This is a genomic window from Pseudoalteromonas sp. MMG012 (assembly GCF_018100875.1).
GTDB classification, from domain to species: Bacteria; Pseudomonadota; Gammaproteobacteria; order Enterobacterales; family Alteromonadaceae; genus Pseudoalteromonas; species Pseudoalteromonas aurantia.
Map to the genome: position 1 here is coordinate 25,394 of NZ_JAGJEF010000050.1, position 13,528 is coordinate 38,921.

Consider the following 13,528-nt stretch of genomic DNA (forward strand, 5'->3'; position numbering starts at 1 on the left):
AATAATATGTCAGTATTTGCAATTGTGTTTTTCGTGTTAATTCTGATGGCCATATATCATCACATAGGGTATATGGCTGTACTTAAGTTAATGAACAGTATGAAAGATAATAGCATAGGGGTAGTTAAACCTAGCGATAACGAGACTGAAACACCAACTATTGCTATTTTGATGTGTGCCTATAATGAGGCTAAATATATAGAAGAAAAGCTGCATAATTTGGGGTCATTACTTTACCCTAATCATAAATATGATATTCATATCTATTTTGATGGTTGTACTGATAACACGTATGAATTAGCGAAATCAGTATCATTTCAGCTTGAATCTAACAATGTGCATTGCAATTTGCATTTGCAAATTGAGAATAAAGGCAAAACCGCGAGTTTAAATTCGTTGATTTCTATGACTCGAGATAAATACGACATATTGGTATTTACTGACGTTAGTGCACTGTTAAGTATCGATGCACTCAATAAAATAGAGCAGGACTTTAGAGATAATGCCGTGGCTGTAACAACGGGTCAGTATACGCTGCAAGAAGCAGCGCCAATTTCGCAGCAATCTTACTGGCAATATCAAAATACCTTAAAAAGGCTTGAGTCTAATGTAGGTGCTGTGATTGGAGTGCCTGGAGCGATGTTTGCTGTGCGTTCAGAATTAGTGACTGTGCTGGAGCCAAATGCTATCAACGATGACTTTATATTGTCGATGCGAGCATTGGCTCACGGAGGCAATGCAATAATCAATGATGAAGTGGTCATGTACGAATGTGACTGTGACGACCAAGTACAAGATTACACTCGCCGAGAGAGGGTCGGAGCTGGGAATTGGCAACAAATTAAACTGTTGATGCCTTTAATGAACTTCAAGTTAGGATGGACAAGTATTAACTTCCTATCCCATAAAGTATTACGTGGTTTGATGCCAATTCTCCTTCTAGGGATGTACCTTGCATTGACCGCTGAGGTGATAATATATCAAACACAATGGTCTATTATTGTCAGCAGTGGGCTGCTAGCTACCCATTTAACCAGTTTGTTCAAGTTTCTATTTAACACTAAAAAGCGATTGGTCATTTTGGACCAAATAGCTTATGTACTAAATAGTTATTGGATAGCCTTAATCGGTATTGTGAAATTTGAATATGGGTATTTTGACTCGCCTTGGAAACGAGTATCGAGCGCCACAACGAGATGTAATGGTGTTAAGTGTGCAAAAAGAGTACTGGATATTATTGGAGCCAGCGTCGGTATACTGCTTGTGTCACCCATTATGTTAGGTGCAGCTATGGCGATTAAATTATCGTCTAAAGGTCCGGTATTATTTAAGCAGCTAAGAGTCGGTGAAAGCACCGATGAATTTGTGTCATTATTTTATGTGTATAAATTTCGCTCTATGGTGGTCGATGCTGAAGCGAAAAGCGGCGCGATATGGGCCAGTAAGAACGACCCTCGTATAACGCCCATTGGCTCGTTCCTACGGAAAACGAGAATTGATGAATTACCTCAACTTTGGAATGTGCTGATAGGGGAGATGTCTTTAATTGGTCCTCGACCAGAAAGGCCTGTTTTTTATGGTAAGTTAGAGAAATCTATACCGTATTTTTGCCATAGAACTTATGGGTTGAAACCTGGGATATCAGGTCTTGCTCAAGTAATGAATGGTTATGACGAATCAGTGGAAGATGCAAGAAGTAAAATTGGCTGGGATTATGCCTATGTATTAAGTATGTCATCACCTTTGAGTTGGATTAAAATGGAATTCACCATACTATTTAAAACCATACAGGTTGTTGTATTAGGAAAAGGCCAGTAACGACAATCTGCTTTGCAAAATGCAATGATTTTATTAAATTCCTTTGCATTTTGCAGTAATTATCAATTATTTATTTATAAAACAACATATTGTTTAAAGTACAAAGTTGGCACTATAGTTGTAATAGTAATCATAACTTCTATTATAAACTTGGTGATGATCATGACTGAAGCAACTTACTCAAATACCCCTCGTGTTTTACCTTTACCTCGCGACTTTTCAGGCTTTACTGTGGATAGCTTTCGGGATGAGTTTGAAAAACTCGCTGTTTGTGACAATACAAACATCATTCTAGACTTTTCAGAAACTGAATTTATTGATTCTTCAGGTATAGGGGCTATGGTTTTCTTATACAAACGAATTGAAAAGAAAGGACAAAATCTTGCTTTGTTAAAAGTAAATGGGCAGCCCTTCAAATTAATGAGTTTACTAAGGGTCGACAAAACGATTCCTTTCATTGAGCAGCTTGAATTGTAAGCAAGGAGAATTTATGAAGCACATAACACTATTTTTATCGGTAATAGTCATGATAGGCGGATGTGCTTCTTGGCCTGAAGAAGGGCAAGGAGGTTGGGCAGAACATTACAGTCAGCATAAAAGTGAGGACGGTAAAAAGCATTTGGGTGATACGGATCACGTATTTTCTGATGACATCAATGTTGTTACTAACGAATTTGAGCACCTTGTGATGAAACTCGATTTGCTAAAAGCTCAAGGGATCCGTGATTGTATGCCTGCACAACTGTTAAAAGCACAAGTCTATGAAAATCGCATTCGCCGCTTAATTTCAGCACAAATGTGGGCCGACGCGGAACATGATTTACTCATTCACTACCATGGTCTTAATCAACTTTCGGGGCATTTTGAAATGGTACAAGCGATGACGAAGTGTGCCCCTAAAAATGATGTAGTAGTCGTGAAAGAGGTGCCTGTTAAAGTTAGAAATCAAATAACAGACTTATTGAATAGTGATAACCAGTTTGCATTTGATGACTATCAAATCACACCTAAATATATGGGGAGAATAGCCCAAGCAGCGGATTTAATTAAGCAAGTCTCTGATGTTTCGATATTATTAGTTGGGCACACAGACAAAGTGGGTAACCATGATAACAACTATGAACTCGCACTTAAACGGGCTGAAACAGTAAAGCACTGGCTTGGCGTGTATGGTGTACAACAACAGACGATCACAACGCTAACACAAGGCAGTTTACAGCCATATAACAATATAAGTAATAGTGACGCAGAACGACACTCTGATCGGCGTGTCGAAGCAATAATTTTATCACTGACGGAAATCAACAACGGTAAACCTGTCAAAGCAGGATCGTTAGTTGAATGGACAAAGGTGATTAAAGCAACTAAGGAGTAATGTTATGCGGCTGTTTCTTTGCTTAGTTTTATTATTGTCGTTTTTAATATCTGCTGATACTCATTCAAAGGGTACAGATACAATTCAAATTGGTAATAAGTTATTTCTTTACGTCCCAGGTGAAGCTGAATTTGAAGCCGTGTTTGAAGTCGGTAAAGACGGGGCAATTGTATTACCAGAAGTAGGTCGTGTGCAAGCCTCTGGTAAAACAGTTCAACAATTCCAAAATGAGATGAAAATAACGCTTGGAAATGTTTATAGGGCAATGGATGACTTTTATATAGAGCTACGAGCCAAAGATATTTTCATAACAGTGTTGGGTTATGTTAATGCACCAGAACAAATTAGCATCCCTTTTGATGGAAACATTCAAACTGTAATAGCGAAAGCGGGTGGGTTAAAACCAGGAGCGCAGCTTGATAGACTTCAAATTAGACGCGGTGAGTCTATTATTGAATTTGATTATAAGGCTTACTTAGACTCGGGCAATGTCAAGATACTCCCTAATTTACAAAGTGGAGATATCGTATTCGTGCCGGTATCCCCTTTACTTGGTAATGTGCAAATAGACTTTGATGCGCAAACTCTCAGTGCAACCGGGGATGCTAGCGCAGGCAGTGCAATTACCCTATTGGGGGAAGTACATAACCCTGGTAGCTTTTCATTTAAAGACGATATGAGTGTATTAGACGCCATAATGCGAGCCGAAGGCGTTACTCGATATGCTGATGTTACAAAAATCAGAGTTATTGTAGATAAGACCCCTCAAGTATTTGACTTAAAAGCATACTTAGATAAACCAAATAAAGACAATATGCCTGATTTAAAAGCAGGTTCAACCATTTACGTTCCTATCATGGTGGATGATGTAAATACCACTGCGCGGACAGTCTATATTATGGGGGAAGTCCAGAAACCGGGGGCGTATGAAGCACCCGACAATATCAATTTCCTCGATATATTGGCGAATGCAGGCGGCCCAACACGGTTTGCAGAAACCCGACAAATTAGAATTTTAACACCTGCTGGAGAAAATATTTTATTTGATTTGCAAGGATACAGTGAAGGGATTGTTTCAGCAGAGATCCCTTTGCTTAACCCTGGAGACGTTATTTTTGTACCGGAAAAAACAGATCTAAACGAGAAAAGTTGGTTAAAAATTCCGCCGAGTCGAGCTATTAAAATCATTGGCGCAATTTTCTCTCCTGGTAGATATGAGTGGAGTCAGGAGATGGACTTTACAGATCTATTAGGTCATGCAGGAGGCCCAACAAAAGGTGCCAACATTAATGATATTAAAATAGTACGAAATGGAGAGGTAACGAAGCGATTTGACTTAGAAAAGTACACGATATCGGATGGGAAAACGCCCTTACCCAGTCTACAAGCAGGTGACACAGTGATTGTGGAAGAATTACCGGTAGATCCTGCTGATAATAAATCACAATGGATCCGTCAAGAGTCAAGCAAGTCAATATATATTATGGGTCAGGTAGGGTCTCCAGGGCGATATTCATTTAATCACAATATGCACTTCATAGACATCTTGGCAGCGGCCGACGGACCAAATGGCAACGCGGATATAAAAAACATTAGAGTGACACATAGAAATGAAAATAAAGCCAGAGTGAGTAAGCTCGATTTAGCATTATATTTTGAAACAGGAGATGAAACTCTGTTTCCTAATGTTCTACCTGGAGACACTATTTTTGTCCCTGAAAAAACTAAAGACTGGTTGCGAAAGCCAAAGGAACAAGTGGTAAGAATTATGGGGGCAATTCAAAAGCCAGGGCGCTATAATTTTGATGACACCATGACTTTGTTAGATATACTCGCTGAAGCTGGCGGACCAACAGGGTCTGCATTAATTGACAAAATAGTGGTTGTGAATCATTCATGTTGTAAAGAGCGTTCACGGGTTTTTGACTTAGAGGCTTTTGTGAAAAATCCAAACTCAGTAAATATACCGGTACTCAGAGCCGGAGATACGCTATACATACCAGATAAAGGTCAAGACTTAATGAGTCAGTTTAAAGATAACTTTGTTGATTTTATAACTATTATCGCATTAGTGGTGGGCTTATGAACCTTATTCCTCATCAATATCAAGAAGTTGAAGACATTGGTAATGAAATTATTGATAACAACGCTCGATGTGTCACATTTATTTCACTTGAGGGTAATTCAGGCTCTTCAACTGTATGTGCAAGTGTTGCTCAACGGTTTAAAGCGAACGGACACCGTGTATTAATTATCGATTTAAATCCAATAAACCCCCTAAAGTTAGATGAAATTGCGCAACCTACGGGTCCTGAATGGTGTTTCAGCGATATTACCTGTCAATTGAATATTATTGAGCATAATCAAGTCGACTTGCTGACCATGCAAAATCTATCTAATTTGGAGTCTGCAAAAAATAAACAAGTTATGAAAGAAGCCGTCGAGCGACTTTCCCAAGAGTATAATTATATTCTTTTAGATATGTCACCGGCGACAAAAATGAATAGGGGAAACGTGCCGTTACATGCGCTGAGCTTGTGTAGTGATATGACAATAGTAACCGTTGGTTTGGGCATAAATGATGAAGAGTCGCTATGCACCAGTATTAAAAATATTAAACAAGGTGGACATCAACACGTAAGAGTCGTAGTGACGCAACATCATTTCGCACCTTTAGGGGAAAAACTCATTAACGCATTAGAGCGACACCGAAACCGTTGGCCAAGAATAACACAATTTTTAATTAACAAGGTAAATCGTCAAACTTGGCTATTTCATCCACACTAATTATAAGTCAATCATGAACGAACCAATATACCACAGACGCTTCAGTTTAATCGCACCCGCTGTTACTGAGATCCGGCACGTTCTTAAACATGTTTTGAGTGGGTTAGCCGTATTGAGTGATGACCTTGATGCTGCTGGGCTCGTTATAACTGAGTATTTAACGAATCTTTTACGGCATAGTAAGGGAGAAGATGAAACGATTGTGTTACTCATAACACGAAATAAAACAGGAGATTATACATTAGAAGTGATTGATAATTTAACCCCTTACGATTTATTTGCTTGTAATGAATCTGACTGGGATATTAACAGCGGCATACTAGTTGAGGGAGGAATGGGTGTTGAGCTTATAAGGCATTATTTTCCAAAAGCGGCATACACGAGCAAGCGTAGTAAAAACCACTTTTCTATACCACTAACCCAAGGCAAGAATAAGCCTAAAGCCGTTTATGTTGACGACGATCTTGCTCAACTGGCATTAATAAATGCATACCTAAAAGACGACTATGACGTAATCGTTTGCCAAGAGTTGAGTGAGGCTTGGCAAGCGATCACATTGCATGATGTACAGGTATTGATTTTGGATTACCAATTACAAAAGCAAACATCAGAACCATTGCTTACGAAGTTAAATGGTTCTGATCATAGGAGTACACTGTCCGTAGTCATGCTAACAGGTACAGACTCTGATGATACGATTACTCGTATAAACCGTTTGGGTATTGACGATTATTTAGTGAAGCCAGTTAAAAAAATTAGATTACTGCAAAGTTTAGAGCGAGTGACGAATAGGGTTAAAGCGTTTGAGTATCAAATAGAAGCGCCACGTAGTATCGATAATTACCGACTAAATGAGGGCTTTAATGCCCATTTATTTGGCTCAATCGAGGTAGGTGATGGCGGTGATTTCTTTATGCCTATCCCAAATCAACAAAATGGATTTATTTTAGGTGATATGATGGGGCACGGCATTCAAGCGAGAAAAGAAAGTTTTGCGATTAAAGGGTTTGTCCGCGGTTTTTTGGCAAGCAAACCAAATTGTAATGAATTGCTCAATACGCTTAATCAAGCGTTATATGAAGAGCAGTTATGTAAAAATAGCTTGGTCACTCTGCTTGCAGGGTATGTTTCAGACGGACATTTTTATTGGCTGAATGCAGGGCACCCGCCGCCGATAGTTATAAAGTCAAATGGGACATTAAGTGAGTTAGCGGGTGTAGACCCGTTATTAGGATTGTCATCTGAACATCAGTACGAAGTTTACTCTGTGTCACTAAAGGATGTATTACATATTTTGGTTTATACCGATGGGTTGTTTGATAATAGAGAAACAGATGAAAGCGAGTTACTGCAACTTAAACAAATCTTGCCTAATCTATCTTTGAGTCAGAGCGAATTTGCATCTACACTTTGGCACAATTCTCAAGTTAGTTTGACAAAAGAGATTGACGATGCATCGCTAATCGTTATTAATTAGTTATAATAAATTCATAAGCATAAAAAGAAGGAAGTTGCCTATGCCGCCAAAAATTCTAATAGTTGAAGATACAGAGTCTCTGGCTTTGATGTACCAGTCGTATTTAATCCCAACAGGGATGACAACACGGGTTGCAGCCACAGGTGCAGATGCTTTGGCTGCCATTGTTGAATTTACGCCTGATCTTATTCTACTAGATGTCATGCTACCAGATATGAATGGGCTGGATATTCTCTCTTCTTTACAAGGTGATGATCAGCCGCAAGTTATAGTGCTAACAGGGCATGCGACTAAAGAAATGGCTATACAAGCCATAAAGCTTGGCGCCAATGACTTTCTAGAAAAACCAATAGAAGCTGACCGCTTTAGGATCACAATAAATAATGCTCTGAAGTTAAAAGACTTAAAAAGTACGGTCGAAAAATATCAAGCAACATATGAGAATGGACGCTTTTTTGACTTAATAGGCAGTTCTCGCGCCATGCAATCCGTTTATCAAATTATTAATTCAGCAGCCGCCAGTAAAGCAACCGTATTTATAACCGGAGAAAGCGGGACAGGTAAAGAGCTTTGTGCAAAAGCGGTACATCAAGCATCACCTCGGGCCAGTAAACCCTTTATCGCTCTCAACTGTGCTGCAATCCCTAAAGACTTAATAGAAAGCGAAATATTCGGGCATTTAAAAGGGGCATTTACAGGTGCAATAGCAAATAGAGAAGGGGCTGCTGGTCAAGCTAATGGAGGGACTTTATTTCTAGACGAACTCTGTGAAATGGATATAAATTTGCAAAGCAAACTTCTTCGCTTTATACAAACGGGCTGTTATCAGCAAGTTGGAAGTGAAAAAGAAACTAAGGTAGATGTTCGTTTTGTTTGTGCCACAAATAGGGATCCATTACTGGAGGTACAAGCGGGTAGATTTAGAGAAGATCTTTATTATCGCCTTCATGTGATCCCGATAAATTTACCCCCTTTACGAGAGAGGGGAAGAGATATTATTGAAATTGCTGAGGCGTTATTCTTTAAAATTAGTAAAGAAGAATCACATCCCTATAAAGGTATTTCTGATGATGTTAAGCGGGCTTTTTTAGATTACACATGGCCTGGTAATGTTCGCCAATTGGAGAACACCGTACGTAATACCTTAGTGCTCAACCCAGATGAATGGATTGATCTGGATATGGTGCCTGCTTTACTGAGTTCGCAAAACACCAATGCTCAACCTTTGGTGCAATCGGCCCTTAATGTGGCTCCGTTAGCACCGACTACTAGAAGCGTTGATGATTCAAGTTTAGAACGGCGAGCGACGTTGGGAACGATGCAAGATATTGAACCTCTTTGGGTTATAGAAAAGCGGTATATAGAGCAAGCGATAGCGCTTTGCCAAAGCAATATTCCAAAAGCAGCAGCCTTGTTAGATGTTAGCCCTTCTACAATTTATCGTAAAATCAAGGGTTGGGAAGACGCACAGGCATAATGATTATATGCGGGATGGGCACTGACCTGAGTACGCTTCATGTAAAAGTGTCCACTGTGCATGGCCCGAGAATCTTTGCGCCACAATGCTATGTGCATATTGTTTCATCATAATCAAATTTTCTGGCTCGATCTTCGTTATTTCTTCAATTTTTCTTGTTAATAAATCAACATCATAGGCCGGCATGACCCAACCACTTAGGTTGTTTGTAATGACGTTTGAGACAGCACCTACATCTAAGCTAATGACCATAACGCCATGATTCATTGCTTCTAAAATAGCCATTGGTAATCCTTCTTGTCTCGAGGTTACGCATAACACATCAATATTTTTCCAAATTTTTTCAGATGGGACCACTCCATGACAAGCAACATGTTCTGGTATATCAAGTGTTTTCTGCATATCTCCATCACCAAACATATGCCACTCGATCATGTTTTGTTTGACCATGTGGTTTGCAACTTCAATGAACCTGTCTGGGCCTTTTTCGTATGAAAACCGCCCAACAAAACCTACTTTTAGCTTGTTCGCGCTGTGATAAGTAGAGCTTGTGACTGCCAATGGGGTAGTTTCAATAAAGTTGTCGAGTACTTCCGCCTCTTTTAACTGGTTTTTAATTCGTTTTGATACAGCGAAATTAATAGAAAGTCGTGCGGTTAATTTATCCAAAATGTTATAAAGCCTAACCATTCCTTGACCTGTTTCCCCTGCGTGATAAGTGCTGATACAACGTACTTTTAGATACTTACACATTAGTCTGCCCAATATACCGGCTTTGTACCCATGGGTGTGAACTACGGTGTCATTTGAAAAACTCGCAAATGCCGATTTTAAACTTGAAATGGAGCCATTTATAAATTCAAATTGAATATTGTTAGATTCTAGCTTATTGTAAAATAGTTGGTTATCGTGGTTTTGGTAAAATAGGACTTTGCATATAACGCCTTTGCGCTGTAGTAATTTAGCAAGCTCTACTAAGTGAGACTCAATACCACCGAATATTGAAGAATCAACAAATAATACAACGTCATATTTCATATCTAACTCCAGGGGTATACATGATAGATTTAACGACCTATTCTCAACTCCAAGTTGATGTTGGCGAAGAGCTAGCCGCACAACTTTTAGGTGTTTATTTAAGTGAGTCGCAAGTTTTAATAAAAAGGCTGACTACATCGAATGACTGCGACCTACTTCAAATTACAGCACATAGTTTAAAAAGCAGTAGTCGAAGTTATGGTGCTCTGCAATTAGCCGAACTATGTGAAAAAATTGAGCATCAGATAAAAACTGTCGGTGTTTGTGATGAAGTTACAGCTTTGATTGCAGCTGCTCATCAGCAAAGTACCGTCACGTTTACTGATGCATACAAGTTAATTAATGGTACATGTTGAGTTAACCTTAGTGCTAAGTGGCAGTTTTAGCAACTGAGAGAAAACATGGCTTAGCTGCTCTATGTTATGCTGCGTACTCTGAGTATCATTTAGCTCGTCACAGTGCACAACTATTTCTTCGATTGCCTGTGGAGAAATACTTAAATCACAGAATTGATAACCTAGCTTTTCTTGCATCCAGTCGATGATAGTTTCTCCTTTAAGAGACCGAGCAACGCTATTTTCTTCTGCAATATTTTCAATAAAAATTCTACATGCAGCGGTATTTTCAATCGCATCACCAATTTCTTTAACTAATAGTGGTGGCATTACACTCGATATAATACTACCAGGTCCAATTAAAACTAAGTCTGCGTTGGTAATTGCATCAACTGCGCCCTTAGCTGCACGAACTGATTTTGATAGACCAATCGCATCAGGCAGTTCCGTCAATGCGTCTATTTCACATTCACCTACGACCTGTTCGCCGTTTGCATAGGTTGCCACTAAGTCGGTTGCTGAATCAGACATAGGTAAAATTGTTTCAGCATTCCCCAGCATTGCATTAAACCAAGCGATCGCTTCTGTTGGAGAGTCTGTAAGCTGCATCAAACCTAGCAGCGTCAGATTACCTAAACTATGCCCATCCAACTCACCGCCATCAAAACGATGCTCAAATATTGAATGTATAAGTGATTGTTTGTCGGTTAACTGTAAGCAGCACCTACGAATATCACCTAAAGCAACACATTCTTGAGATTCTCTGAGTCGGCCGGTACTTCCTCCGTTATCGGTAGTGGCAACAACCGCTGTTAAATCACTACATAAAGGTCTTATTGCTGAAAGTACTTGTGCTAACCCATGACCGCCGCCTAAACATACTATTTTCATGCTATCTCCAAACTGATATTTTTTAACTAGTTATGAAAAAGCAGGTTTTATTCCAACTTTAAATAATGATTAAGCTGTTGAATTTAAATAAATGTATCTAAATATAATTTGAAATAAATGCGATATAGAACTATCTTTGCAAAGTGCAAAGCAATTTAAAATCATGGTGTTCTATAATATGCAAAATGGAAGTTTGATAAGCTCAAGTAAGTTACAGCGAACCTTAATAAAAATAAATTCGAGCAATGATTTTGAGCAGTTATATAGTGAAATTGACAGGGCTATGGCTGAGTTGTTTTCATATCAAGCTTGTGTTGTATTAGCATCTAGGAGCAAAGACGCTTATCGTACCATTGCAACTTCTAGCATTTTGTTCAATGATGAAAGTTGGTATGAGTATGTTGATTTATTCGCACGAGGAATATCAGAAAATGAACAATTTATACCTCATGCCGTTAGTGAGTATGATCAAACTTCAATCAATAAAACGCTGTTATCTGGGTTAAATAATAGTTTAGTTTTTAAGTTATCTGAATTATGTGGCCAAGGTATTATTCTATTCACTGGTCTACTTGATCCACCTTCTGACACCTACACAAATGATCTTAATTTTATAACTTTGCTAGAACAAGTTTATTTAAAAGCAGATCAACTACAAAAATCACATTCTAGAACCAGTAGTTTATTATCACTTATTGCGAATATGACCGAGCGAGCTGATTTATTTAAAGAACTAGCATCCGAGTGGTTTTGGCGAACAGATACCGAGAACATATTTACGTGCGTGGATGAATTAGCCCCCCATGATGATTTGTATAGTCAGTTTTTTATAGGAAAGTCAGCGTTAAAGTTACGATCTGATAATGAAATGCAGCACTTACGAAAGTGGGCTCAATTTCGGCACATATTAACTCAACATGGTGATTTTTTTGAATTCGAATTTGAGTTAGGCTGTCAACGCCATTTATGGATATCTTTGAGCGGAAAAGCTCAGTTTACCTCCTTAGGTGAATTCAACGGTTATATGGGTATCGCTAAGGATATCACCTACGCAAAAGACAGAGAAATAGCATATAAGCAAGCAAAAGAAAAAGCAGAAAGTGCGAATTCAGCGAAGTCACAATTTTTGGCTGTTATGTCGCATGAAATTAGAACACCTATGAATGCCATTTTAGGAATGGTTGAATTGCTCAATGATACACAATTAACCAACCAGCAAAAGGAATGGTTATCATATGCACAAAGTAGTGCCAATTTGTTATTGGGGTTAATTTCAGATGTATTGGACTTTTCGAAAATAGAAGCCGGAACATTAACTCTTGATAATAGTGAGGTGCACTTAAAAGAACTCATTCATAGCATCGCCGCGCAATTTGAATCTCACTCAGAGGCTGGCAAGCTCAATTTTGAACAAATTATTGAGCAATCAGTACCGAGCATTGTAAAAGGTGACAGTACTAGGTTGGGGCAAATACTATTTAATTTGTTGGGGAATGCGTTTAAGTTTACCAGCTATGGTCGTGTCACGTTACATGTAAGTGTGATTGAGAACAGTGTCAAAATTCAAATTAGTGATACAGGCATTGGGATTGCCGAACAAGATCTAAGCAGGTTGTTTAAGCCGTTTAATCAAGTCAGTGATAGTGTTAAACGCAAACAACAAGGAGTAGGTTTAGGCCTCAGCATAACGAAAAAACTTATAGAGTTAATGCAAGGAAGTATAACTTGTTCCAGTTTGCTGGGGGTTGGCACTACATTTACAGTAAGTTTGCCTTTTGAGAAAGTGTGTATCCCGGAAATAGAAAACGAAGTACCAGTCAAACAAAGGACACTTTCAATACTCGTCGCTGAAGACAACAAGCCTAACCAAGTGCTTATCGAAGCACTTTTGAAAAAGCTAAACCACAAAGTAACGTTAACCGAAACAGGTTCTGAAGCATTAAATGCTATAAAAGCGAATGACTTCGATTTGGTGTTAATGGATATGATGATGCCGGTGATGGATGGTCTTACCGCAACAAAGTACATACGGGAAGAAATGTCATTGACCATTCCTATCTTTGCACTAACTGCAAATGCGGGACAATCAGACAAAGTAAATTGCCTGAATGCAGGAATGAATAAAGTGCTTACTAAGCCAATTCGATTTATTGAATTAAGCAATGCTATCAGCTCACTCTATGATGCACCGGTTAAAAAATAGAACTAAAACTGTTCTTTTGTTTAACGATATCTAGTGTGGTTCTCAAGTCAGTTACTTGCTTATTGTATATGAAATTACCCATACTAATCCTTTTCACATCAAGTAATGAGAGCTCATCAAAGCTAGA

General features: G+C 38.7%; 11 protein-coding genes. 9 read left to right on the forward strand and 2 right to left on the reverse strand.

Going from position 1 to position 13,528, the window contains the following annotated elements:
• Positions 1-6: 6 nt before the first annotated feature.
• The 7 genes from J8L97_RS15665 to J8L97_RS15695 all read left to right on the forward strand — a co-directional run bounded on the left by J8L97_RS15665 (position 7) and on the right by J8L97_RS15695 (position 8,934).
• The gene (locus tag J8L97_RS15665; protein ID WP_211050969.1) at positions 7-1,818 is read left to right on the forward strand and encodes a sugar transferase; all 1,812 of its coding nucleotides are present in this window, start codon (positions 7-9) and stop codon (positions 1,816-1,818) included.
• A 162-nt stretch (positions 1,819-1,980) separates the two neighbouring features.
• Positions 1,981-2,295, forward strand: a complete 315-nt coding sequence (locus tag J8L97_RS15670; RefSeq protein WP_010363390.1) for an STAS domain-containing protein — start codon at positions 1,981-1,983, stop codon at positions 2,293-2,295.
• Positions 2,296-2,308: 13 nt separating this feature from the next.
• Positions 2,309-3,193: an OmpA family protein gene (locus tag J8L97_RS15675; RefSeq protein WP_211050971.1), complete on the forward strand. Its 885-nt coding sequence runs from the start codon at positions 2,309-2,311 to the stop codon at positions 3,191-3,193.
• Between the two features lie 4 nt (positions 3,194-3,197).
• Entirely contained in the window at positions 3,198-5,279 is a 2,082-nt protein-coding gene (locus J8L97_RS15680) for an SLBB domain-containing protein (protein WP_211050973.1), read from the forward strand.
• Positions 5,276-5,980, forward strand: coding sequence for an AAA family ATPase (locus J8L97_RS15685; RefSeq protein ID WP_211050975.1), 705 nt, complete (start codon positions 5,276-5,278; stop codon positions 5,978-5,980). Before J8L97_RS15680 ends, J8L97_RS15685 begins: the two co-directional genes overlap by 4 nt.
• Before the next feature lie 13 nt (positions 5,981-5,993).
• Positions 5,994-7,457, forward strand: a complete 1,464-nt coding sequence (locus J8L97_RS15690; RefSeq protein WP_211050978.1) for a SpoIIE family protein phosphatase — start codon at positions 5,994-5,996, stop codon at positions 7,455-7,457.
• A 40-nt stretch (positions 7,458-7,497) separates the two neighbouring features.
• Positions 7,498-8,934, forward strand: a complete 1,437-nt coding sequence (locus J8L97_RS15695) for a sigma-54 dependent transcriptional regulator (protein ID WP_211050980.1) — start codon at positions 7,498-7,500, stop codon at positions 8,932-8,934.
• Positions 8,935-8,937: 3 nt separating this feature from the next.
• On the opposite strand, the gene J8L97_RS15700 is transcribed toward J8L97_RS15695, so the two are convergent.
• Complete coding sequence (locus J8L97_RS15700) at positions 8,938-9,972, reverse strand: glycosyltransferase family 4 protein (RefSeq protein ID WP_211050982.1); 1,035 nt, start codon at positions 9,970-9,972, stop codon at positions 8,938-8,940.
• 20 nt (positions 9,973-9,992) lie between these two features.
• On the opposite strand from J8L97_RS15700, the gene J8L97_RS15705 reads away from it, so the two are divergent.
• Complete coding sequence (locus J8L97_RS15705; RefSeq protein WP_192507548.1) at positions 9,993-10,328, forward strand: Hpt domain-containing protein; 336 nt, start codon at positions 9,993-9,995, stop codon at positions 10,326-10,328.
• On the opposite strand, the gene yvcK is transcribed toward J8L97_RS15705, so the two are convergent.
• The gene (gene yvcK / locus J8L97_RS15710; protein WP_211050992.1) at positions 10,308-11,198 is read right to left on the reverse strand and encodes a uridine diphosphate-N-acetylglucosamine-binding protein YvcK; all 891 of its coding nucleotides are present in this window, start codon (positions 11,196-11,198) and stop codon (positions 10,308-10,310) included. The genes J8L97_RS15705 and yvcK overlap by 21 nt on opposite strands.
• Positions 11,199-11,376: 178 nt before the next feature.
• Between yvcK and J8L97_RS15715 the strand changes: the two genes are divergently transcribed.
• The gene (locus J8L97_RS15715) at positions 11,377-13,401 is read left to right on the forward strand and encodes an ATP-binding protein (RefSeq protein WP_211050995.1); all 2,025 of its coding nucleotides are present in this window, start codon (positions 11,377-11,379) and stop codon (positions 13,399-13,401) included.
• Positions 13,402-13,528: the final 127 nt, after the last annotated feature.